The organism is Kitasatospora sp. NPDC096204 (assembly GCF_044763205.1).
GTDB lineage: Bacteria > Actinomycetota > Actinomycetes > Streptomycetales > Streptomycetaceae > Kitasatospora.
The window spans coordinates 73203-93728 of sequence record NZ_JBIWFT010000016.1 but is presented as its reverse complement, the minus strand read 5'-3'; the positions used below and the strand labels follow the sequence as shown (position 1 = coordinate 93728).

The 20526-nt window shown below is 72.7% G+C and carries 17 protein-coding genes; 11 read left to right on the top strand and 6 right to left on the bottom strand.

Annotated features, from left to right (window positions below; translation table 11 throughout):
- Nucleotides 1-128: 128 nt before the first annotated feature.
- Together ACIQ87_RS19520 and tdh are read right to left on the bottom strand one after the other, a co-directional pair.
- Nucleotides 129-1322: a glycine C-acetyltransferase gene (locus ACIQ87_RS19520; RefSeq protein ID WP_380704996.1), complete on the bottom strand. Its 1194-nt coding sequence runs from the start codon at nucleotides 1320-1322 to the stop codon at nucleotides 129-131.
- 30 nt (nucleotides 1323-1352) lie between these two features.
- Complete coding sequence (tdh, locus tag ACIQ87_RS19515; RefSeq protein ID WP_402408076.1) at nucleotides 1353-2381, bottom strand: L-threonine 3-dehydrogenase; 1029 nt, start codon at nucleotides 2379-2381, stop codon at nucleotides 1353-1355.
- 572 nt (nucleotides 2382-2953) lie between these two features.
- Between tdh and ACIQ87_RS19510 the strand changes: the two genes are divergently transcribed.
- The gene (locus tag ACIQ87_RS19510) at nucleotides 2954-4435 is read left to right on the top strand and encodes a serine hydrolase domain-containing protein (protein WP_402408073.1); all 1482 of its coding nucleotides are present in this window, start codon (nucleotides 2954-2956) and stop codon (nucleotides 4433-4435) included.
- Between the two features lie 75 nt (nucleotides 4436-4510).
- Here the strand turns inward: ACIQ87_RS19510 and ACIQ87_RS19505 are convergent, their stop codons facing one another.
- Nucleotides 4511-5572, bottom strand: a complete 1062-nt coding sequence (locus ACIQ87_RS19505) for an ATP-dependent DNA ligase (protein ID WP_402408070.1) — start codon at nucleotides 5570-5572, stop codon at nucleotides 4511-4513.
- 66 nt (nucleotides 5573-5638) lie between these two features.
- Here ACIQ87_RS19505 and ligD point away from each other — a divergent pair, with 66 nt between their 5' ends.
- Nucleotides 5639-6646 (top strand): non-homologous end-joining DNA ligase, encoded by a 1008-nt coding sequence (gene ligD, locus ACIQ87_RS19500; RefSeq protein ID WP_402408067.1) that lies wholly within the window; start codon nucleotides 5639-5641, stop codon nucleotides 6644-6646.
- 22 nt (nucleotides 6647-6668) lie between these two features.
- Here ligD and ACIQ87_RS19495 read toward each other — a convergent pair whose 3' ends face one another.
- A complete protein-coding gene (locus ACIQ87_RS19495; RefSeq protein WP_402408065.1) occupies nucleotides 6669-7877 on the bottom strand; it encodes an 8-amino-7-oxononanoate synthase in 1209 nt (402 codons plus the stop codon).
- 175 nt (nucleotides 7878-8052) lie between these two features.
- Here ACIQ87_RS19495 and ACIQ87_RS19490 point away from each other — a divergent pair, with 175 nt between their 5' ends.
- From ACIQ87_RS19490 to ACIQ87_RS19470, 5 genes are all read left to right on the top strand, one after another.
- The gene (locus tag ACIQ87_RS19490; RefSeq protein ID WP_402408062.1) at nucleotides 8053-8505 is read left to right on the top strand and encodes a WXG100 family type VII secretion target; all 453 of its coding nucleotides are present in this window, start codon (nucleotides 8053-8055) and stop codon (nucleotides 8503-8505) included.
- Nucleotides 8506-8537: 32 nt separating this feature from the next.
- Nucleotides 8538-10829 (top strand): hypothetical protein, encoded by a 2292-nt coding sequence (locus ACIQ87_RS19485; protein WP_402408060.1) that lies wholly within the window; start codon nucleotides 8538-8540, stop codon nucleotides 10827-10829.
- A gap of 6 nt (nucleotides 10830-10835) precedes the next feature.
- Nucleotides 10836-11591, top strand: a complete 756-nt coding sequence (locus tag ACIQ87_RS19480; protein WP_402408057.1) for a hypothetical protein — start codon at nucleotides 10836-10838, stop codon at nucleotides 11589-11591.
- Nucleotides 11584-12234, top strand: a complete 651-nt coding sequence (locus ACIQ87_RS19475) for a hypothetical protein (protein ID WP_402408054.1) — start codon at nucleotides 11584-11586, stop codon at nucleotides 12232-12234. Before ACIQ87_RS19480 ends, ACIQ87_RS19475 begins: the two co-directional genes overlap by 8 nt.
- Nucleotides 12235-12623: 389 nt before the next feature.
- Nucleotides 12624-15116, top strand: a complete 2493-nt coding sequence (locus ACIQ87_RS19470) for a DEAD/DEAH box helicase (RefSeq protein ID WP_402408273.1) — start codon at nucleotides 12624-12626, stop codon at nucleotides 15114-15116.
- A 148-nt stretch (nucleotides 15117-15264) separates the two neighbouring features.
- On the opposite strand, the gene ACIQ87_RS19465 is transcribed toward ACIQ87_RS19470, so the two are convergent.
- Both ACIQ87_RS19465 and ACIQ87_RS19460 read right to left on the bottom strand, forming a co-directional pair.
- On the bottom strand, nucleotides 15265-16125 hold the full coding sequence (locus ACIQ87_RS19465) for a hypothetical protein (protein ID WP_402408051.1): 861 nt from the start codon (nucleotides 16123-16125) through the stop codon (nucleotides 15265-15267).
- A gap of 112 nt (nucleotides 16126-16237) precedes the next feature.
- Nucleotides 16238-16387, bottom strand: a complete 150-nt coding sequence (locus tag ACIQ87_RS19460; RefSeq protein ID WP_402408050.1) for a hypothetical protein — start codon at nucleotides 16385-16387, stop codon at nucleotides 16238-16240.
- Nucleotides 16388-16502: 115 nt separating this feature from the next.
- Between ACIQ87_RS19460 and bioB the strand changes: the two genes are divergently transcribed.
- Genes bioB through ACIQ87_RS19440 form a run of 4 tightly spaced genes read left to right on the top strand, consistent with a single transcriptional unit; the run spans nucleotide 16503 to nucleotide 20354 of the window.
- Nucleotides 16503-17756 carry a biotin synthase BioB gene (gene bioB, locus ACIQ87_RS19455; RefSeq protein WP_402408047.1) on the top strand — a complete coding sequence of 418 codons (1254 nt, stop codon included), beginning with the start codon at nucleotides 16503-16505 and terminating at the stop codon, nucleotides 17754-17756.
- A gap of 27 nt (nucleotides 17757-17783) precedes the next feature.
- Complete coding sequence (locus ACIQ87_RS19450) at nucleotides 17784-19100, top strand: adenosylmethionine--8-amino-7-oxononanoate transaminase (RefSeq protein ID WP_402408045.1); 1317 nt, start codon at nucleotides 17784-17786, stop codon at nucleotides 19098-19100.
- Entirely contained in the window at nucleotides 19097-19855 is a 759-nt protein-coding gene (bioD, locus tag ACIQ87_RS19445; RefSeq protein ID WP_402408042.1) for a dethiobiotin synthase, read from the top strand. Before ACIQ87_RS19450 ends, bioD begins: the two co-directional genes overlap by 4 nt.
- A 52-nt stretch (nucleotides 19856-19907) precedes the next feature.
- Nucleotides 19908-20354: a hypothetical protein gene (locus tag ACIQ87_RS19440; protein ID WP_402408039.1), complete on the top strand. Its 447-nt coding sequence runs from the start codon at nucleotides 19908-19910 to the stop codon at nucleotides 20352-20354.
- The last annotated feature ends 172 nt before the right edge of the window (nucleotides 20355-20526 follow it).

Genomic DNA, 20526 nt, shown 5'->3' with positions numbered 1-20526 from the left:
AGGGTGGGGCAGGTGGTTCCTGGGCCGTGCGGTGGAGACGAATCGATTCGCCTCCACCGCGCGGCGTTGTGAGCCCGCGGGCCGGTCCGGTTCCGAGCGGTCCGGCCCGCGGGCAGCCTGGGGTGGGGTTACTCCCCCAGCGCGGCGCGCGCGTCCACGAAGGCCGCGACGGCGCGCTCGACGTCCTCGGTGGAGTGCGCCGCGGACAGCTGCACCCGGATCCGGGCCTGACCGTGCGGCACCACCGGGTAGGAGAAGCCGATCACGTACACGCCGCGCTCCAGCAGCAGTTCGGCGAGCCGGCCGGCCTTGGCCGCGTCGCCGATCATCACCGGGGCGATCGGGTGGTCGCCGGGCAGGATCTCGAACCCGGCCTCGGTCATCTTCGTCCGGAACAGCGCGGTGTTGGCCGCCAGCCGCTCGCGCAGCTCGTTGGACTTCTCGACCAGGTCGAGCACCTTGAGCGAGGCGGCCGCGATCACCGGGGCCAGCGAGTTGGAGAACAGGTACGGGCGGGAGCGCTGGCGCAGCAGGGCGACGATCTCCCGGCGGGCGGCGACGTAGCCGCCGGAGGCGCCGCCGAGCGCCTTGCCGAGGGTGCCGGTGATGATGTCCACGCGGTCCATCACGCCGTGCAGTTCGGGGGTGCCGCGGCCGCCCGCGCCGACGAAGCCGACGGCGTGCGAGTCGTCCACCATGACCATGGCGTCGTAACGGTCGGCCAGGTCGCAGATCTCGCGCAGCGGGGCGACGTAGCCGTCCATCGAGAACACGCCGTCGGTGACGATCAGGCGGCGGCGGGCGTCCTGGGTGTCCTGGAGCTGCTTCTCCAGGTCGGCGAGGTCCCGGTTGGCGTAGCGGTGGCGGCGGGCCTTGCTGAGCCGGATGCCGTCGATGATGCTGGCGTGGTTCAGCGCGTCGGAGATGACGGCGTCGCGGTCGTCCAGCAGGGTCTCGAAGACACCGCCGTTGGCGTCGAAGCAGGAGGAGTAGAGGATCGTGTCCTCCTGGCCGAGGAAGGCCGAGAGGCGGTCCTCCAGCTCCTTGTGGACATCCTGGGTGCCGCAGATGAAGCGGACCGAGGCCATCCCGTAGCCCCAGCGGTCCAGGGCGTCCTTGGCGGCGGCGAGCACCTCGGGGTGGTCGGCGAGGCCCAGGTAGTTGTTGGCGCAGAAGTTCAGCACCTCGCCCGGGCGGCCGCCGGCGGTCACGGTGACCGCGGCGCTCTGCGGGGAGCCGATCACCCGCTCGGGCTTGAACAGACCGGCCTCGCGGATCTCGTCGAGGGTCGTGGCGATGTCGGCGCGCACGTTGTCGAACACAGCAGGCTCCTTTTGCGTCGGCGGGGTGGCTCAGGCGGTCCAGTCGAGGATGATCTTGCCGCAGTTGCCGCCCGCGGCGTCGTCGAAGGCGGCCTCGAAGTCGGTGGCGGCGTAGCGGCCGGTGATCACCGGGCTGAGGTCCAGACCACCCTCCAGCAGCACGGACATCGCGTACCAGGTCTCGAACATCTCGCGGCCGTAGATGCCCTTGATGGTGATCATCGAGGTGACGATCGAGGCCCAGTCCACCGGGAACTGCTCGGCGGGCAGGCCGAGCATGGCGATCTTCCCGCCGTGGGTCATGTTGGCGATCATCGACTGCATCGCCTCGGGGCGGCCGGACATCTCCAGGCCGACGTCGAAGCCCTCGCGCAGGCCCAGCTTCTGCTGGCCCTCCTCGATGGTGTGCTGGGAGACGTCCAGCGCCAGCGTCACGCCGACCTCGCGGGCCAGGTCGAGGCGGTACGGGGAGACGTCGGTGATCATCACGTTGCGGGCGCCGGCGTGCTTGGCGACGGCGGCGGCCATGATGCCGATCGGGCCCGCGCCGGTGACCAGCACGTCCTCGCCGACCAGCGGGAAGGACAGCGCGGTGTGCACGGCGTTGCCGAACGGGTCGAAGATCGCGGCGACGTCCAGGTCGACCGGCACCCGGTGCACCCAGACGTTGGAGGCGGGCAGGGCCACGTACTCGGCGAAGGCGCCGTCGCGGTTGACGCCCAGGCCGACGGTGTTGCGGCACAGGTGGCGGCGGCCGGCCAGGCAGTTGCGGCACTTGCCGCAGACCAGGTGGCCCTCGCCGCTGACCAGGTCGCCGACCGCGATGTCCGCGACGCCCGCGCCGATCTCGGCGACCTCGCCGACGAACTCGTGGCCCAGCACCAGCGGGGTCCTGATGGTCTGCTGGGCCCAGCCGTCCCACTTGCGGATGTGCAGGTCGGTGCCGCAGATACCGGTCCGCAGCACCTTGATCAGCACCTCGCCGGGGCCGATCTCGGGCATGGGGACGTCCATCAGCCAGAGCCCGGGCTCGGCCTGCTGCTTGACGAGTGCCTTCACGGCGGCTCCTGACGTGCGGGTGGAACGGCGCCTGCGGGTGCGGGGGCAGGCCGAGGGGGCCCGGTTCGGCCGCTCCTGACGGGGCGCGCTCCGGGCAGGCAGCAATCTGCCTGGTCGGAGGGGGCGCGGTCCATCGAGGAATTCTTAAGGGCGGCCACAGCTGGGCTGAACGATCGTGCCCGAGCCGCGCCCGCGGGCCGGTGCGGCGTGCCGGTGCTCACCCGTCCGGCCGAGCGCGGAGACGGCGGACGTGACTCCGGCGGGGGCGAACGCAGAGACGGCAGACGCGACTCCGGCGGGGGCGAACGCGGAGACGGCGGACGACTCCGGCGGGGCCCGACCACGGTCCCGGGGTGGGTGACGGCGGGCCGCCAGCCGGGCGGGGCACTCGGCTGACCGTGCTCCCGTTCGGTCCAGCCGGGCACGGACCCGCGCGCGGCCGAACGGCGGCGGTGCTTACGGTGGCGACGCTCCCCCGCGGCCCCGTGGAGCAGCGCTCCGGCCCGGCCGAGCAGCGCTCCGGGGCCCTTCGTCGCCAAGGGGCCGCCCGCCCCAGAGAGGCGCCTGCGCCGATGACCGACACCCGACGGCCCCGACCGGCCGTTCCCCGCTCCGCACCGGTATCCCGCTCGCCGCGCCCGGCCGTGCCCCGCTCCGTACGGGCGGCCTCCGCCGCCCTCGCACTGAGCGGCCTGCTCGCCGTCTCCGCCTGCTCCGGCGGCTCGTCGCCCGCGCGGCAGGCCGGTTCTGCGGTCACCGCCGAGCCGGCCGCGCTCAGCCCGACCGCCACACCGACCGGCAGCCCCACCGGCGCAGTGGTGGCGCTCACCCCGGACGTCATGAGCCGGCTGGACACCGCGATCAAGCAGGCGATGAGCGAGGCCGCCATCCCCGGGGTGATCATCGGCTACACCACCCCCGACGGCAGCTACCAGCGCACCTTCGGCGTCGCCGACAAGGACGCCGGGACGCCGATGTCGCCCGACCTGTACATGCGGATCGGCAGCGTGACCAAGACCTTCACGACCACCGGCATCCTGCGGCTCGTCGACCAGGGCAAGCTCGGCCTGGACGACCCGATCTCCAAGTACGTCCCGAACGTGCCCGGCGGAGACGCCATCACCCTGCGCCAGCTCGGCGAGATGCGCAGCGGCCTGTTCAACTACACCCTGGACTCCGACTTCCAGCAGGCGTTCTTCAACGACCCGAACCGGCCCTTCACCCCGGACCAGCTGCTCGCGTACGCGTTCAAGCACCCGGCGAACTTCGCGCCGGACGCCAAGTTCGAGTACTCCAACACCAACCTGATCCTGCTCGGCCTGGTGGTCGAGAAGGTCGGCGGGCAGCCGCTCCAGGACTTCCTGAACCAGCAGGTGTTCACCCCGGCCGGGCTCGCCAGGACCAGCCTGCCGACCGACGCGACCTTCCCCGACCCGCACGCCCACGGCTACACCAACCAGACGGCCGGCGGCGCCGTCGAGGACTCCACCACCTGGAACCCGTCCTGGGGTTGGGCGGCCGGCGCCGCCATCTCCGACCTCGCCGACCTCCAGACCTGGTCGAAGGTGCTGGCCACCGGCGAGCCGCTGCTCCAGCCGGCCACCCAGGCGGAGCGGCTGAAGTTCAAGTCCGCCGGAGACACCCCCGACCTGGGCTACGGCTTCGGGGTGTTCGACACCCACGGCTGGATCGGCCACAACGGTTCGCTGCCCGGGTACGAGGCCGTGGTGCTCCACCTGCCGCAGGCGAAGGCCGGCCTGGTCATCCTGCTCAACACCGACATCACCCACGACGGTTCGGAGCCCTCGACGCTCGTGGCCCGGGCGATCACCCAGATCGTCTCGCCGAACAACGTCTACACGCTGCCCACCCCGCCCGCCTCGGGCTCGCCGACGGCCTCCCCCTCGCCGACCACGTCGCCGACGACCTCGCCGACCGGTTCGCCGACGCTCTCCCCGCTGGAGTCGCCCACCGCCTCGCCGTCGCCGAATCCGATGGTCACGGAGACCCCGTCACCCGCGGTCTCGCCCACCGCCACGCTGCACATCTCCTGAGGCACGGGGTCTTCGAGCGTTCCGCCGACGGTCCGCCGACATCGCGTCGGCGGACCGTCGATCGTCGGCGTCGCGTCAGATCCCCAGCACCCTGCCGAGGTCGTACGAGACCGGCTCCTCCAGCTGAGCGTAGGTGCAGCTCTCCGGCGTGCGGTCCGGCCGCCAGCGGCGGAACTGCGCGGTGTGCCGGAACCGGGTGCCCTCCATGTGGTCGTACGCGACCTCGACCACCCGCTCGGGACGCAGCGCGATCCAGGAGAGGTCCTTGCCGCCGGTCCAGCGGCTGACGGCGCCGGGCAGCCGGCCCTCGGCGTGCGCGGCCTCGTCCGCCCAGGCGCCCCAGGGGTGCCCGGAGACGTCCGCCATCCGCAACGGGGCCAGCTCCTCGGCGAGTTCGCGGCGGCGGGCCATCGAGAAGGCGGCGCAGACACCGACGTGCTGGAGCCGGCCGTCGTCGTCGAAGATGCCGAGCAGCAGCGAGCCGACCACCGGTCCGCTCTTGTGCTCGCGGTAGCCGGCCACCACGCAGTCGGCGGTGCGCTCGTGCTTGATCTTGTACATGGTCCGCTCCCCCGGCCGGTACGGCTGGTCCAGCGGCTTGGCGACCACCCCGTCCAGCCCGGCCCCCTCGAACTCGGCGAACCAGGTCCGGGCGAGGTCGAGGTCGGTGGCGGCGGGGGCGGTGAACACCGGGTCGGCGGCGTCGGCGAGCGCGGCCTCCAGGGCCGGGCGGCGCACCGACAGCGGTTCGTCCAGCAGGCTCTCGTCCCCGAGGGCGAGCAGGTCGAAGGCGACGAAGGAGGCCGGGGTCCGCTCGGCGAGCAGCTTCACCCGGCTCGCGGCGGGGTGGATGCGCTCCAGCAGTTCCTCGAAGCGCAGCCGCCCCTCCCGGGCGATCACCACCTCGCCGTCCAGCACGCAGCGCGGCGGCAGCTCCCGCCTGAACGCCTCGACCAGCTCGGGGAAGTACCTGGTCAGCGGCTTTCCGGTGCGGCTGCCGAGCTCCACCTCGTCGCCGTCACGGAACACGATCGAGCGGAAGCCGTCCCACTTGGCCTCGTACTGCATCCCGGGCGGGATCTCGGCCACCGACTTGGCGAGCATCGGCGCCACCGGTGGCATCACGGGCAGGTCCATGCGACCGATCCTCGCCCGGTTCGCCTCGGGGCGCGCGCCGGGCATACCGCGCTTAGCGTGAGGGGCATGGGCTCAGCCGTGGAACTGGAAGTCGCCGGGCGCACCGTCCGGCTGTCGAACCCGGACAAGGTGTACTACCCCGAGCGCGGCTTCACCAAGCTGGACGTCGCGCAGTACTACCTGTCCGTCGCCGACGGGGTGCTGCGCGGGCTGCGTGACCGGCCGACCACCCTGCAGCGCTTCCCGGACGGGGTGGACGGCGAGTTCTTCTACCAGAAGCGCGCGCCCAAGGGCCTGCCGGAGTGGCTGCCCACCGCCCGGATCGAGTTCCCCAGCGGCCGCTCCGCCGACGAGATCTGCCCCACCGAGCCGGCCGCCGTGCTGTGGGCGGCCAACCTGGGCTGCCTCACCTTCCACCCCTGGCCGGTCCGGCGCTCCGACACCGGCCACGTGGACGAGCTGCGGATCGACCTCGACCCGCAGCCCGGCACCGACTTCCACGACGCCGCCCGCGCCGCCCACGAACTGCGCGCCCTGCTGGAGGAGTACGGGCTGCGCGGCTGGCCCAAGTCCTCCGGCGGGCGCGGACTGCACGTCTACGTGCCGCTGGCGCCCGAGTGGACCTTCACCGACGGACGGCACGCGGTGATCGCCCTCGGCCGGGTGCTGGAGCAGCGGATGCCGGGGAAGGTCACCACCGCCTGGTGGAAGGAGGAGCGCGGCGAGCGGATCTTCGTCGACTACAACCAGATGGCCCGCGACCGCACCATCGCCTCCGCCTACTCGCTGCGCGCCCGCCCCCTCGCCACCGCCTCCGCCCCGCTGCGCTGGGAGGAGCTGGACGACGCCGCCCCCGAGGACTTCGACCTGCGCACCGTCCCGGCCCGCTTCGCCGAACTCGGCGACCTGAACGCCGAGATGGAGCAGCACGCGTTCCGCCTGGAGGCCCTGCTGGAACTCTACGAGAAGCAGCTCCACGACGAGGGCCTCGGCGAACTCCCCTACCCGCCCGACCACCCCAAGGCGAAGGGCGAGCCGCCCCGGGTCCAGCCGAGCCGGGCGAAGAAGAAGTAGGCCGCCCCTTCGCCGTGGAGCCTCAGACCCGCGCGCCGGGCGGGGCCAGCTCGGCGACGATGCGGACGGCCTCGGCGATCTGGCCGTCCGTCAGGTCTCCCCGGGCGGTCAGCCGCAGCCGGGAGATGCCGTCCGGGACGGACGGCGGGCGGAAGCAGCCGACGGCGAGGCCCGCGCGCCGGCAGTCGGCGGCCCAGGTGACGGCGGCCTCCGGGCCCGGGGCGCGGACGGAGACCACCGCGGCCTCGGGCTCGCAGCTGTGCAGGCCGGCGGCGGTGAGCTGCCGGGCCAGGGTGCGGGCGACCTCGCGGGCGCGCTCGGCGCGGGCCGGCTCGGCGCGCAGCAGCCGCAGGGCGGCGAGGGCGGCGCCGGCGGCGGCCGGGGCGAGGCCGGTGTCGAAGATGAAGGTGCGGGCGGTCTCGGTGAGGTGCCGGATCACCCGGCGCGGGCCGAGGACGGCGCCCCCCTGCGAGCCGAGCGACTTGGAGAGGGTGGCGGTGGCCACGACGTCCGGCTGCCCGGCGAGGCCGGCCGCGGCGAGCGCCCCGGTGCCGCCGGGGCCGAGCACGCCCAGCCCGTGCGCGTCGTCCACCAGCAGCGCGGCGCCGTGCGCGCGGACGGCCTGCGACAGCCCGGGCAGCGGGGCCGCGTCGCCGTCCACCGAGAACACCGAGTCGGTGACCACCAGCGCCCGCGGCTGCGTCCGCCCGGCGAGCGCCTCGGCGACGGCCGCCGGGCTGCTGTGCGGGGCCCGGTGGACGTCGGCGCGGGAGAGCCGGCAGCCGTCGATCAGTGAGGCGTGGTTGTAGGCGTCGGAGACGATCAGGGTGTCCGGGTCGGTGAGCGCCGTCAGCGCCGCGAGGTTGGCCGTGTACCCGGAGGAGAACACCAGCGCGGCCTCCGCCCCGCAGAACTCGGCCAGCTCCTCCTCGAGTTCGGTGTGCAGGGCGGTCGTCCCCGTCACCAGCCGCGAGCCCGTCGAACCTCCGCCCCAGCGCAGCGCCGCGTCCGCGGCGGCCCGGGTGACCACCGGGTGCCTGGTCAGCCCCAGGTAGTCGTTGCCGGCGAGGTCCAGCACCGCGTCGTCCGCCGCCCGGCTGCGCAGCGTCCGCGTCAGCCCGGCCTCCGCGCGCATCGCGGCCGTCTCGTCGAGCCAGTCGAAGACGCGCGCGGAGGCGGGGGCGAGGTCGGTGGCGGCGGGGCGCGGCTCGGCCGCGAGCGGATGGTTCATGCTCGGCACTCTGGCATGCCGCCGTGTGCGGGGCAATGTGCGGATCGGCACATTGCGAACGGACTGTCCTTGTGGTGATTCACCAGGCGTTAACGGAGTATCAATATTCAATTCACCGAAATCACCGCCGCAAAAATAGTACGATCCATGCCGATCTTTATCCGGGGGGCGAACAATGACCGACCTCGAATTCGAGCGTCGCATGAATCCGTGGCTCTTTGACGACAAGGGCAATCTGACCGCAGAGGCGAAGAAGCAGTTCCCGGACCTCGCCGGGGCCGACTCCGGACCGGTCTCGTTGAACCCGGCGGGCGGCGGCAAGACCATCGCCGTGAACGCCGGCGTGCTCCAGCAGGCCGCACAGAACGCCCTCGCCCTGCGGGACGCCGTCAAGACCGAGTGCGAGCAGCCAGGCGAACACGTCAACGCCGCGGCCGGGTCCCTCAAGGGCTGGAACCTCGGCGGCGCGCTCACCGCCGCCTGGGGCACCTGGACCAGCCAGTCCGGCGGACTGCAGACCACCGTCGGCGACATCGGCACCAACCTGCAGACCACGGCCCAGAGTTACAGCAAGACCGACTCGGACATCCAGGCCGACTTCAACAAGCCGCAGGTCGCCGGCAGCTGACGCCGGCGCAAACGGGGGGATACCGCACCACCATGGTGACATTCAGCCAGCTCCAGCAGGTCGACCTCGGCGGCCTCGCCTCCGCGGCGGGCGACTTCGAGACCCTCGTCCGCAAGTGGGACCTCACCCAGCGGATGCAGAACGAGGTCATCGGCACCATCCGGCAGTCCGGCTGGCACGGCGACGCCGCCGGCCTCGCCGACGCCAAGCTCACCTGGGCCCGCGACCAGATCCACGCGGCCTTCGAGGAGGCCTCGGCCCTGGCCAAGACGCTCCGCGACGCCCACACCGAGATCACGGCGGCGAAGAAGGACCTCACCACCGCCGTCCAGAACGCCACCCACGAGGGCCTCACCGTCGACGACCAGGGCGCCGTGCACTGGCCGCCGGCCACCAACCCGGCGGACAAGAAGGACCCCGAGTACGCCAACAGCTGGAAGGCCAAGGCCGAGACCGCCGCCAAGGCCATAGGCGACGCGATCGACCGCGCCACCGAGGCCGACCAGGACGCCTCCAGGGCCCTGGGCGACGACACCGGCAGCGACGGCACGGCGTTCAACGCCAACCCCGTCGGCGGCATCCCGGAGGAGGAGGCCAAGGCCGCCACCTACATCCTGGGCCTCGGCGCCCAGGCCTCCGACGCCCAGCTCAAGCACCTCCAGGACATCCTGGAACACCACCAGAACGACCCGCGGTTCGCCACCTCCTTCTACGGCAACCAGGACCCGGCGACGTTCATGGCCAAGTACGGCGCGATGGCGCAGAGCGGCGACTTCGCCAACAGCCCGGCCCGCAGCGCGGCCGTCAAGGGCATCCAGCAGGGCCTGGGCCTGACCCTGGCCACCGCGACCGACACCAAGCAGCCGGTGCACGTCTCGGACGAGTGGGAGAAGCGGTTCCGCGCGGCCGGCGCCACGCAGATCCCGCTCAGGCCCGGTGCCGATCCCGCGAAGAGCCCGTACGGCTACCAGATCATGTCCAACCTGCTGCGGAACGGGAAGTACGACGACCACTTCCTGAACCCGATCGCCCAGCACGTCACCCAGCTCACCCAGGAGAACCCGACCCGCTGGGAGGTGCCCGCCTACCGCAGCGGCGGCTACCCGTTCGACGAGTTCAAGTTCATCGGCCAGCCGGACAAGGACGGCAACCTCAAGGGCTTCAACCCGCTGTCCGGCATCCTGGACGCCTTCGGCCACAGTCCCGAAGCCGCCACCAAGTTCTTCAACGACCCGGTCACCACGTACAACCCGGACGGCACCGTCAAGAGCACCGGCGGCCAGAACAACTACTTCAAGCTGTTCACCGACTCCGGGAACAACTCCGTCCTCGTCGACATGAACTACCCGCTGCGCCCGCTCGAGGGCGGCCCGGCCGACCCGGCCGACGTCGGACCGCTCGGGCACGCCCTGGAGGCCGCCGCCACCGGCCGCGCCTGGGACGACACCGAGGGCAAGTACCCGCCGCACACGCCGCAGATGAGCTCGGTGATGCAGCAGGTCGTCAGCCGCTTCGGCAACGGCGACGGGCCGAGCCTGCTGCACGGCGGGGTCTTCGCCGACCTCAACGGCAGCGTCGGCAACATGACCGCCAACTACATCGCGGACATCGAGAACTCCCTGGAGGGACCGGGCGCGAAGGAGCCGACTCCGGGCGTGGCGCCCGTCCCCGGTGTCGCCACCGAGTTCGCGCAGAAGGACGTCCAGCGGCTCCTGCTGGCCGTCGGCCGGGACACGGACGCCTACGCCTCCATCGCCACCGCGCAGCAGGCCTACCAGACCGCCCAGATCCAGCAGGTCCTGGCCCACCCGGAGCTCCACAAGGACCTGGGCATGTCGATCGAGAACGTGACGAAGCCGGGCGGGATCGTCACCGGCCTGATCACCAGCGCCATGTCGGACGAGATCTTCCACAACCACGCGATCTCCGACCAGGAGGTCAACGACGCGATCGACGCGAAGAAGGACATCGCCAAGACCATCTGGGACTACACCGGCGGCGTCGCGGCCGAGAAGATTCCCAAGGTCGGCGGACTCATCAACGACCAGGTCGACGAGATCATGACCAACGTGGCGAACAGCTACCACGTCGACACGACCAACCAGGCGGCGGACGACGCCGGAACCAAGGTGGCCACCTCGGTCACCGGCTCCCAGCAGGCTGTCGTCGACGCCATCAAGAGCGCCGGCCAGGACGCCGGACTCGACCCGAACTACCTGAGCGAGCTGGCCCGCCAGGGCTCGGCCAGCCTCGACGCCGGCTGCAACACCGGCCATCGCCTCTTCCAACAGCAACAGGCGGCAGCGGCCGCCGCCAAGGAGTGACGACCCATGGTCGACGTCGCACACATCATCCCCCGCTCGCCCGACGACCCGCCGCCTCCGCCGTCGTGGTGGCGGCGGCCCCGGGTGCTGCCGTGGCTGGCGGGCGGGCTCGTTGTCGCCGCCGGTGTGGGGGGCGGGCTGTGGGCCTGGCAGCCGTGGCGGTCGTTGGAGATCGCGCAGAGCGCCTGCTGGTCGGCGCTGTCGAAGGACGACCTGAAGCCGCTGGCCGGAAAGTACGGGAAGGTGTACGAGACCGTGCCACGGGCCCGGATCCAGACACCGACCGCGCCGGACGAGCCCAGGATCCGCAGTAACGACTGCCGTGTCGTCTGGAACGGGGACGACGGTTCCGGCGGCTTCCTCCTCGACGTCCAGGTCTACCCCGCCTGGGACGGGGTCGACGCCGACCGTGCCCGGGACGTCGAGAAGCACCGCCCCGTCGCCGACCTGGACTTCGGCCCCGGTGCGGTGGGGCTGGCCAGCGGCGACGAGAGTCACCGCGTCCGGCTCTACGTACGCTGCGACTTCCAGGTCCCCACCTCGGACAAGCCCGGCACCAAGGCCCCGCCGTACGTCCGCGTCGACGTCGGCGGCGACCCGATCGAGGGCGCCTCGCCGGCCGGGGCCCGCCAGGCGTACGCCGAGGCCGCGTTGAAGATCGCCCGGGTCGCCGCCGCCGAGTACCGGTGCACCAACCAGGTGCAGTTGCCCGCCGTGGCCCCCGCCGTCCCCGAGCTGCCGAAGGAGAAGGCCGATGGCTGAACGCCCGCGCCGCCGCCGTGCCCTGCCGATCGCCGTCGGTGCGGCGGTGCTCGTGGCCGGGGTCGGCGGCGGGCTGTGGTACGCCAGGCCCTGGCAGGGGGTGGACCTGCCGCAGAGCGCCTGCTGGAACGCGTTCACCCACGAGGATCTGGCCGCCCTGGCGGGCAAGGGCGGCAAGGTCGGCGCCCGGCAGGGCAAGACGCCGCTCTCGGAGCAGGACACCCTGGCCGGCAACCCCTCCTGTGAGGTCGGCCGGCACGGGACGACGATCGCCGCCATCGGCGTCGAAGCCCGTGACGAGAAGTTCCAGCGGGTGAAGACCGAGGCGGAGTCGACGGGCTGGGAGCCGATCCGGCCCGCGCCGCTGGACTTCGGCCCCGGCGCCCAGGGCTGGCTGTTCCGCCACGGCACGGTGCAGCTGCTGCTCCGCTGCGACCACCCGGAGAAGGACGGACGCCCCGCCGTCTTCCCGTTCCGCATGATCGAGGTCAGCGGGGACCGGGCCTCCGCGGGCACCCCCGTCGCCAAAATCCACCAGATCCGGATCGACGCCGCCCTGCGCACCGCGAGGGAGCTCGTCCGCGCCCAGGGCTGCACGAACGCCCCGCAGCTGGCCGCGCAGGCGCCCGCCGCGCCCTTCTGACCGCCCCCGGCGGGCCGGCAGGGGCCGGTCAGGGGCCGCCGTCAGAGCGGCAGGGTCTGCCAGTCGCCGAAGGTGGTGGCCGTCGTGCCGGTGCGGTGGCGGACGCGGCCGTCGGTGCCGACAGCGAACACGTGGCGGACGCCGTGTCCGTCGACGAGCGATGAAGAGCTCCAGGTGCCCGTCCTGGGCGCTCGCGACCACGGGCACGCCGACCTGGTCCGTTTGACGTGAAACCGGGCGGCTCCGCACGCTCCCCGCCCGCCCCTACCGCGTGGTCGACGTCCGCGGGAACCGCGCGCCGCGCCCGGCCGGCCCGCCCGCCGGGGCGGTGGGCTTTGCCCGGGGTGGCGGCGAGCAGGCAAGATAGCCGCGTGACCCTCCTTGATCTGATGCCGAAGCCCGCCACCCCCGACGCGCTGTACGAGACGTTCGCAGCCTGGGCGGAGGATCGGGGGATCACGCTGTACCCGGCGCAGGAGGAGGCGCTGATCGAGCTGGTGTCGGGGAACAACGTGATCCTCGCGACGCCGACCGGTTCCGGCAAGAGCCTGGTGGCGGCGGGGGCGCACTTCGCCGCGCTGGCGGAGGGGCAGCGGACCTTCTACACCGCCCCGATCAAGGCGCTGGTCTCGGAGAAGTTCTTCGACCTGGTGAAGATGTTCGGCACCGAGCAGGTCGGCATGATGACCGGCGACGCGAGTGTGAACCCGACCGCGCCGATCATCTGCTGCACCGCCGAGGTGCTCGCCCAGATCGCGCTGCGCGACGGCACCCGGGCCGACATCGGCCAGGTGGTCATGGACGAGTTCCACTTCTACGCCGAGCCGGACCGCGGCTGGGCCTGGCAGATCCCGCTGCTGGAGCTCCCGCAGGCGCAGTTCCTGCTGATGTCCGCGACGCTCGGCGACGTCCGCCGCTTCGAGGAGGACCTGACCCGCCGCACCGGCCGGCCGACCACGGTGGTGCGCAACGCGACCCGCCCGGTGCCACTGTTCTACGAGTACCGCCGCACCTCGATGCACGACACCCTGGAGGAGCTGCTGCAGACCGGCCAGGCGCCGGTCTACGTGGTGCACTTCACCCAGAAGGAAGCGGTGGAGCGGGCCCAGTCGCTGATGAGCATCAACATGTGCTCGAAGGCGGAGAAGGAGGCCATCGCCGAGCTGATCGGCAACTTCCGCTTCACCACCAAGTTCGGCCGCAACCTGTCCCGTTTCGTGCGCCACGGCATCGGCGTGCACCACGCGGGCATGCTGCCGAAGTACCGCCGGCTGGTCGAACGCCTCGCCCAGGCGGGCCTGTTGAAGGTCATCTGCGGCACCGACACCCTCGGTGTCGGTGTCAATGTGCCGATCCGCACGGTGCTGTTCACGGCGCTGTCGAAGTACGACGGGCAGCGGGTGCGCATCCTGCGCGCCCGCGAGTTCCACCAGATCGCCGGGCGGGCCGGCCGGGCCGGCTTCGACACCGTCGGCCAGGTCGTCGCCCAGGCGCCGGAGCACGTGATCGAGAACGACAAGGCGATCGCCAAGGCCGGGGACGACCCGAAGAAGAAGCGCAAGGTGGTGCGGAAGAAGGCGCCGGAGGGCTTCGTCGGCTGGACCGAGGAGACCTTCGACAAGCTGATCGGCGCCGACCCGGAGCCGCTGGTCTCCCGGTTCAAGGTCAGCCACGCGATGCTGCTGTCGGTGATCGGCCGCCCGGGCAACGCCTTCGAGGCGATGCGCAAGCTGCTGACCGACAACCACGAGGACAAGGCCGCGCAGCGCCGGCACATCCGCACCGCGATCGCCATCTACCGCTCGCTGCTGGAGGGCGGCGTGGTGGAGCGGCTGCCGGAGCCGGACGCCGAGGGCCGGATCGTCCGGCTCACCCTGGACCTCCAGGAGAACTTCGCGCTCAACCAGCCGCTGTCCACCTTCGCGCTGGCCGCCTTCGAGCTGCTCGACCCGACCTCCCCCTCGTACGCGATGGACGTCGTCTCGGTCGTCGAGGCGACCCTCGACGACCCGCGCCAGATCCTCGCCTCGCAGCAGAACAAGGCGCGCGGCGAGGCCGTCGGCGAGATGAAGCGGGACGGCATCGAGTACGAGGAGCGGATGGAGCGGCTCCAGGAGATCACCTACCCGAAGCCGCTGGAGGAACTGCTCACCCACGCCTACGAGGTGTACCGCCGGGCGCACCCGTGGATCGGTGACCACCAGCTGCAGCCGAAGTCGGTGGTCCGCGACCTGTTCGAGCGGGCGATGACCTTCTCGGACTACGTCGGCTTCTACGAGCTGGCCCGCACCGAGGGCATCGTGCTGCGCTACCTGGCCGGCGCGTTCAAGGCGCTGGAGCAGACCGTGCCCGAGGACGTGAAGACCGACGACCTCAAGGACGTCATCGCCTGGCTCGGCGAGCTGGTCCGCCAGGTCGACTCCAGCCTGCTGGACGAGTGGGAGCAGCTGGCCAACCCGACCGAGCCGCAGGCCGCCGAGGTGCGGCTGGACGACAAGCCGGCGCCGGTCACCGCCAACGCCCGCGCCTTCCGCGTCCTGGTGCGCAACGAGATGTTCCGCCGGGTCGAGCTGTGCGCGCTGGAGCACTACGAGGAGCTCGCCGAGCTGGACGGCGAGTACGGCTGGGACGCGGACCGCTGGGCGGACGCCATGGACGGGTACTGGGAGGAGTACGACGACCTGGGCACCGGCCCGGACGCACGCGGCCCGAAGATGCTGATCATCGAGGAGGAGGACTCCGCCTGGCGGGTCCGGCAGATCTTCGACGACCCGGAGGGCGACCACGACTGGGGCATCAGCGCCGAGGTCGACCTGTACGGCTCGGACGAGGAGGGCCGGGCGGTGGTCCGGGTGACCTCGGTGGACCGGCTCGGCGGCTGAGCGGGAGCCGACGAACCGTCGGAGCCCCCCGGAGTCCTCTCGGCTCCGGGGGGCTCCGTCGTGGTCGGCCGGACTTCACGGGCCGGCCCTCACGGGTCGGCCGCCGTCGGTCGCCCGTCACGGGTCGCCGTCACGGGTCGGCCGGGCGTCACATCCAGGCGAACGGTGAACCCGCCGCGTAGGAGAGCGCGCGGGTCGCCTCGTCCAGATTCTGTTCGGTGCCGGACGCCGTGCCGGTGGCCGCCGGGAGCGGCGCGGCCGGCGCCCCGGTGCCGCTCGGGGCGGCGCTCGCCGGGCGGCCGTCGCCGGGCCGCGAGCTGGTGACCGTCACGTAGTGCCCGACCGCCTCGATCCGCGGCTCGCCGCCCGGCTTGGCGCCGGGGGGCGGGGTGGGGGCGGTGGACGCGTCGGCGAGGATGAAGGCGACCGCGCCGGGCTTGGCCCGCAGGGCGTCGGCGGCCCTGGCGGCGGACGGCTGGTCGGGGAAGCGCAGCAGGGTGACGCTGCTGAGCACGGGGTGGTCCTGGCCGGTGAAGCTGACGGCCAGGTAGCCCTGGCAGCCGGTGTCCTTCAGCGGGTCCTGGGTGCGGTCCTGGAGCACCTCGACGCAGTTCTCGCCCTGCCGGACGCCGTTGCGCCGCGCCTTGAAGGCGCCGACCTCGACCGGCCGCTGGGCGGGGAAGAGGGTGTCGACGTTGAGGGCCTCGGGGTCGGTGCGCGGCGGCGGGGCGCCCACCACCCGCGGCGTCGCGGCCGAGTCCTTGGTGGACGGGCCGAGCCCGGGTATGTAGTCGCCGGGCATCGGGCGGGTGATGATCCATCCCCCGGACGCGACCACCCCGACCACGACGATCCAGCCGGCCGCCCGACGGGCCGTCATCCGACGGCCCCGCCCGCGGTCCGTTCCCCCCTCGGCGTCGACGGCGTCGGCGGCCCCGCCGACCCGCTGCTCTGCCCGGCCGTCCCGGCCCTCTCCCGGAGTCGGGGTGCGCTCCCCCTGCGTGGTCATGGCGCAGATTCTAAGCACCCCCGGGGTGGCGTGGATCACGGGGTCGGGGGTTGTGGATCATCGTCCGCCGGAGCCGTCCGACGCCCCGTCCGCGGCGCGCCCGCCACCCCGGTCACCACCCGGGCGCCACCTCGGTCACCACCTCGGTCACCACCTCGGTCACCACCTCGGTCACCACCTCGGTCACCGCCCGTCCGCCACCCGTCCGCCACCCGCTGACTACTCGCCGGTAACCGCTGGCCCGGCACCTCGTCAAGCCCATGACCAGCAACGGAGCCCGTGACCTTCGACACTGTGGCAATCGGCACATCCTCACGCCGATCTTCTGGCAGGTTTGCTCTGGCGCCGCTCGATCGCCACCAGGCAGGATCGGCCCCATGGATCTTCTCGATAACCTCACCGCCAAGGGCCTGCGCGGCGAAGTCCCGACCCGCGAGGAGGCCCTGGCCGTCCTCGCCACCACCGACGACGAGCTGCTCGACGTCGTCGCCGCGGCCGGCAAGGTGCGCCGCCGCTGGTTCGGCCGCCGGGTCAAGCTCAACTACCTGGTGAACCTGAAGAGCGGGCTGTGCCCCGAGGACTGCTCGTACTGCTCCCAGCGGCTCGGGTCCAAGGCCGAGATCCTCAAGTACACCTGGCTCAAGCCGGACCAGGCCGCCGAGGCCGCCCGCGCCGGGGTGGCCGGCGGCGCCAAGCGGGTCTGCCTGGTCGCCAGCGGCCGCGGCCCGACGGACCGCGACATCGACCGGGTCACCGACACCATGGCCGCCATCAAGGACGCCGACCCCGCGGTCGAGATCTGCGTCTGCCTCGGCCTGCTCTCCGACAACCAGGCGGAGCGGCTCAAGGCGGCCGGCGCCGACGCCTACAACCACAACCTCAACACCTCCGAGGGCACCTACGGCGACATCGCCACCACCCACACCTACGCGGACCGGGTGGACACCGTGCAGAAGGCGCACGGCGCGGGCCTGTCCGCCTGCTCCGGCCTGATCGCCGGCATGGGCGAGAGCGACGAGGACCTGGTCGACGTGGTGTTCGCACTGCGCGAGCTCGGCTCGGACTCCGTCCCGGTCAACTTCCTGATCCCCTTCGAGGGCACCCCGCTGGCCAAGGAGTGGAACCTCACCCCGCAGCGCTGCCTGCGCATCCTGGCGATGGTCCGCTTCGTCAACCCGGACACCGAGGTGCGGATCGCGGGCGGGCGCGAGGTGCACCTGCGCTCGATGCAGCCGCTCGGCCTGCACATCGCCAACTCCATCTTCCTCGGCGACTACCTGACCAGCGAGGGCCAGGCCGGCCAGGCCGACCTCGACATGATCAGGGACGCCGGCTTCGAGGTCGAGGGCGCCGGCGAGGCCACCCTGCCGCGCCACCGCGCGGACGTCGCGGAGGCCGCCCAGGCCGCCGGCGGCTGCGGCACCGCGGCCTCGGCCTGCGGCAGCGGCGGTGGCGGCTGCGGGCCGTGCGGCGGGCACGCCCACGGCGCGGACGCCCCCGCCCCGGAGGCCGTCACCGCTGAGGCCGCTGCCGTACCCGACAGCGAGAACGGCACCGAGGACGGGCTCCGCAGCGACCTCGTGAAGGTCCGCCGCCGCGGCGCCGGCACCGAACTCGCGCCCAACGCCTGACAGTTCCGACCCTCCGGAGAACGCACCATGCTCCAGCCGTCCACGGCCGCCTCCGCGTCCGACCTGCTCGCCCTCGACCGCGCCCATGTGTGGCACCCGTACGGGCCGATGCCCGGCACCGTCACCCCGTACCTGGTCGAGTCCGCCTCGGGGGTGCGGCTGCACCTGGCCGAGCCGGTCGCGGGCGGGCGGCGCGAGCTGGTCGACGGGATGTCGTCCTGGTGGGCGGCGATCCACGGCTACCGGCACCCGGTGCTGGACGAGGCGGTGCGCGAACAGCTGGGGCGGATGAGCCATGTGATGTTCGGCGGGCTCACCCACGAGCCCGCCGTCCGGCTGGCCGCCCGGCTGGTGGAGATCACCCCGGAGCCGCTGCGGCACGTCTTCCTCGCCGACTCGGGCTCGGTGGCCGTCGAGGTCGCGATGAAGATGTGCCTCCAGTACTGGCAGTCCACCGGGCGGCCGGCCAAGAGCCGGCTGCTCACCTGGCGCGGCGGCTACCACGGGGACACCTTCCACCCGATGTCGGTGTGCGACCCGGACGGCGGGATGCACCACCTGTGGGGCGGGGTGCTGCCCGGCCAGCTGTTCGCGCCGGAGCCGCCGGCCGGGTTCGACGCCCCGCTCGACCCCGGGTACGCGCAGCACTTCGAGGAGTTGATGGCCCGGCACGCCGACGAGCTGGCCGCCGTCATCGTCGAGCCGGTGGTCCAGGGCGCGGGCGGGATGCGCTTCCACTCGCCGGCCTACCTGCGGATGCTGCGCGAACTGTGCGACCGCTACGGGGTGCTGCTGGTCTTCGACGAGATCGCCACCGGCTTCGGCCGCAGCGGCGCGCTGTTCGCGGCCGACCACGCGGGCGTCTCCCCGGACGTGATGTGCCTGGGCAAGGCGCTGACCGGCGGCTACCTGACGCTGGCCGCGGCGCTGTGCACCGCCGAGGTCGCGGACGGGATCAGCCGCGGCGAGGTGCCGGTGCTCGCCCACGGGCCGACGTTCATGGGCAACCCGCTGGCCTGCGCGGTCGCCAACGCCTCGCTGGACCTGCTGCTCGGGCAGGACTGGTCGGTGGAGGTGAAGCGGATCGAGAGCGGGCTGGCCGAGGGCCTCGCGGCGGCCGCGGACGTCCCCGGTGTGCGTGACGTACGGGTCCGGGGGGCCATCGGCGTCGTGCAGTTGGACCACCCGGTGGACGTTCCGGCGGCGACCGAGGCGGCGGCGCGGGAGGGCGTGTGGCTGCGGCCGTTCCGGGACCTGATCTACACCATGCCCCCCTATGTGACCCAGGACGAGGACGTGGCGCGGATCGCCGCCGCCGTGACCGCCGCGGCGGTGGCCGGATGAGCGCGCGCATCCTGTTCGTGACGGGGACGAACACCGACGTCGGCAAGACCGTCGCGACCGCGGCCGTCGCCTCGGCGGCGCTGCGGGCGGGGCTGAGGGTTGCGGTGCTCAAGCCCGGGCAGACCGGCGTCTCGCCGGACGAACCGGGCGACGCCGCCGAAGTGCGGCGCCTGGCAGGCGATCTGACGGTCCGTGAGCTGGTGCGCTACCCCGAGCCACTGGCTCCCGACACCGCCGCCCGGCGGGCCGGGATGGCCTACCTCTCCCCCGCCGAGGTGGTGTCCGAGGTCGCCGCACTGGCCGGCGCGCACGACCTGGTCCTGGTGGAGGGCGCGGGCGGCCTGCTGGTCCGCTACGACGACGAGGGCCGGACGCTCGCCGACCAGGCCAGGGCCGTGCTCGACGCCGGGCTCCCGGCCGAGATCCTGCTGATCGCCTCGGCCGGGCTCGGCACGCTCAACATCGTCTCCCTCACGGCGGAGGCGCTGGCGGCCCGCCGCCTGCCGCTCGCGGGTGTGCTCGTCGGCTCCTGGCCGGCCGAGCCCGGCCTCGCCGAGCGCTGCAACCTGGCCGACCTGCCCCGCTGCGCCGGTGCCCCGCTGCTCGGCGCGCTGCCGGAACGGGCGGGCGGCGCAGCGGACTTCGCCGCCCTCGCCCACGCCTCGCTGGCCCCTGAGCTGGGCGGCAGCTGGGACGCGGAGCACTTCGCCCACGTCCACCGGCCCGAATCGGCCCCGCTTCGCTCGAAGGGGTGATCCCGGCTTCCGCACCTGTCGGAAGCCGGGACGGCTCAATACCGTTCCTTCCATGACAGACGGGCTCACCGCAGACGAGGCCCTGCGGGCCTTGGCCGCCCTGGAGGCGGCGTGGAAGGACGACGACGAGGCACTGTTCGCCCTGGCGGCGGGCGGCACCGGGGAACGGCCGCTGCCGGCGCTGGTCGCCGCGTACGGCGAGCACGCGATGGACACCCTGATGGCGCTGGCCTTCGGGCTGCGCGCCACCATGAGCGACGAGGAGATCGCCGAGATCTCCGATGCCGTCAGCTCCAACATCGGTGCCAGGATGAGCGCCCTGCTGACCCAGACGCTGAAGGCCTGGGGCACCCTGGCGCCCGCGGACGACCTCTCGGTGACGAAGATCATCGCCCACACGGTGATCGACGCGATGCGGGCCGTCACCGAGGACCCCAGCAAGACCGAGGTGCTGCCGCTGCTGGCGACGTTCCGCACGTACGCGCTCAACGGCACCTGAGGGACGGGGAGATGAGCGCGGGCTTCGAGTCTGACTCGAAGCCCGCGCTGTTATGGGTGCGCCCTCATCCATCCGGCGGCGACCATGAATGCGCCCGTGGATGCGGCGAGGAACACGAGGACGAACACCAGAGCGCTCGCGGCCGGGGAGACGCGCTCGGGAATCATCAGGA

What these genes read in the sequence shown, in the direction of transcription:
- ACIQ87_RS19485 (WP_402408060.1), top strand. Translation starts at nt 8,538, where the DNA reads ATGGTGACATTCAGCCAGCTCCAGCAGGTCGACCTCGGCGGCCTCGCC.
- ACIQ87_RS19465 (WP_402408051.1), bottom strand. Translation starts at nt 16,125, where the DNA reads ATGACCACGCAGGGGGAGCGCACCCCGACTCCGGGAGAGGGCCGGGAC.
- ACIQ87_RS19505 (WP_402408070.1), bottom strand. Translation starts at nt 5,572, where the DNA reads ATGGACCTGCCCGTGATGCCACCGGTGGCGCCGATGCTCGCCAAGTCG.
- ACIQ87_RS19440 (WP_402408039.1), top strand. Translation starts at nt 19,908, where the DNA reads ATGACAGACGGGCTCACCGCAGACGAGGCCCTGCGGGCCTTGGCCGCC.
- ACIQ87_RS19460 (WP_402408050.1), bottom strand. Translation starts at nt 16,387, where the DNA reads ATGGGCTTGACGAGGTGCCGGGCCAGCGGTTACCGGCGAGTAGTCAGC.
- ligD (WP_402408067.1), top strand. Translation starts at nt 5,639, where the DNA reads ATGGGCTCAGCCGTGGAACTGGAAGTCGCCGGGCGCACCGTCCGGCTG.
- ACIQ87_RS19480 (WP_402408057.1), top strand. Translation starts at nt 10,836, where the DNA reads ATGGTCGACGTCGCACACATCATCCCCCGCTCGCCCGACGACCCGCCG.
- ACIQ87_RS19490 (WP_402408062.1), top strand. Translation starts at nt 8,053, where the DNA reads ATGACCGACCTCGAATTCGAGCGTCGCATGAATCCGTGGCTCTTTGAC.
- ACIQ87_RS19475 (WP_402408054.1), top strand. Translation starts at nt 11,584, where the DNA reads ATGGCTGAACGCCCGCGCCGCCGCCGTGCCCTGCCGATCGCCGTCGGT.
- bioD (WP_402408042.1), top strand. Translation starts at nt 19,097, where the DNA reads ATGAGCGCGCGCATCCTGTTCGTGACGGGGACGAACACCGACGTCGGC.
- ACIQ87_RS19450 (WP_402408045.1), top strand. Translation starts at nt 17,784, where the DNA reads ATGCTCCAGCCGTCCACGGCCGCCTCCGCGTCCGACCTGCTCGCCCTC.
- ACIQ87_RS19510 (WP_402408073.1), top strand. Translation starts at nt 2,954, where the DNA reads ATGACCGACACCCGACGGCCCCGACCGGCCGTTCCCCGCTCCGCACCG.
- ACIQ87_RS19495 (WP_402408065.1), bottom strand. Translation starts at nt 7,877, where the DNA reads ATGAACCATCCGCTCGCGGCCGAGCCGCGCCCCGCCGCCACCGACCTC.
- bioB (WP_402408047.1), top strand. Translation starts at nt 16,503, where the DNA reads ATGGATCTTCTCGATAACCTCACCGCCAAGGGCCTGCGCGGCGAAGTC.
- ACIQ87_RS19470 (WP_402408273.1), top strand. Translation starts at nt 12,624, where the DNA reads ATGCCGAAGCCCGCCACCCCCGACGCGCTGTACGAGACGTTCGCAGCC.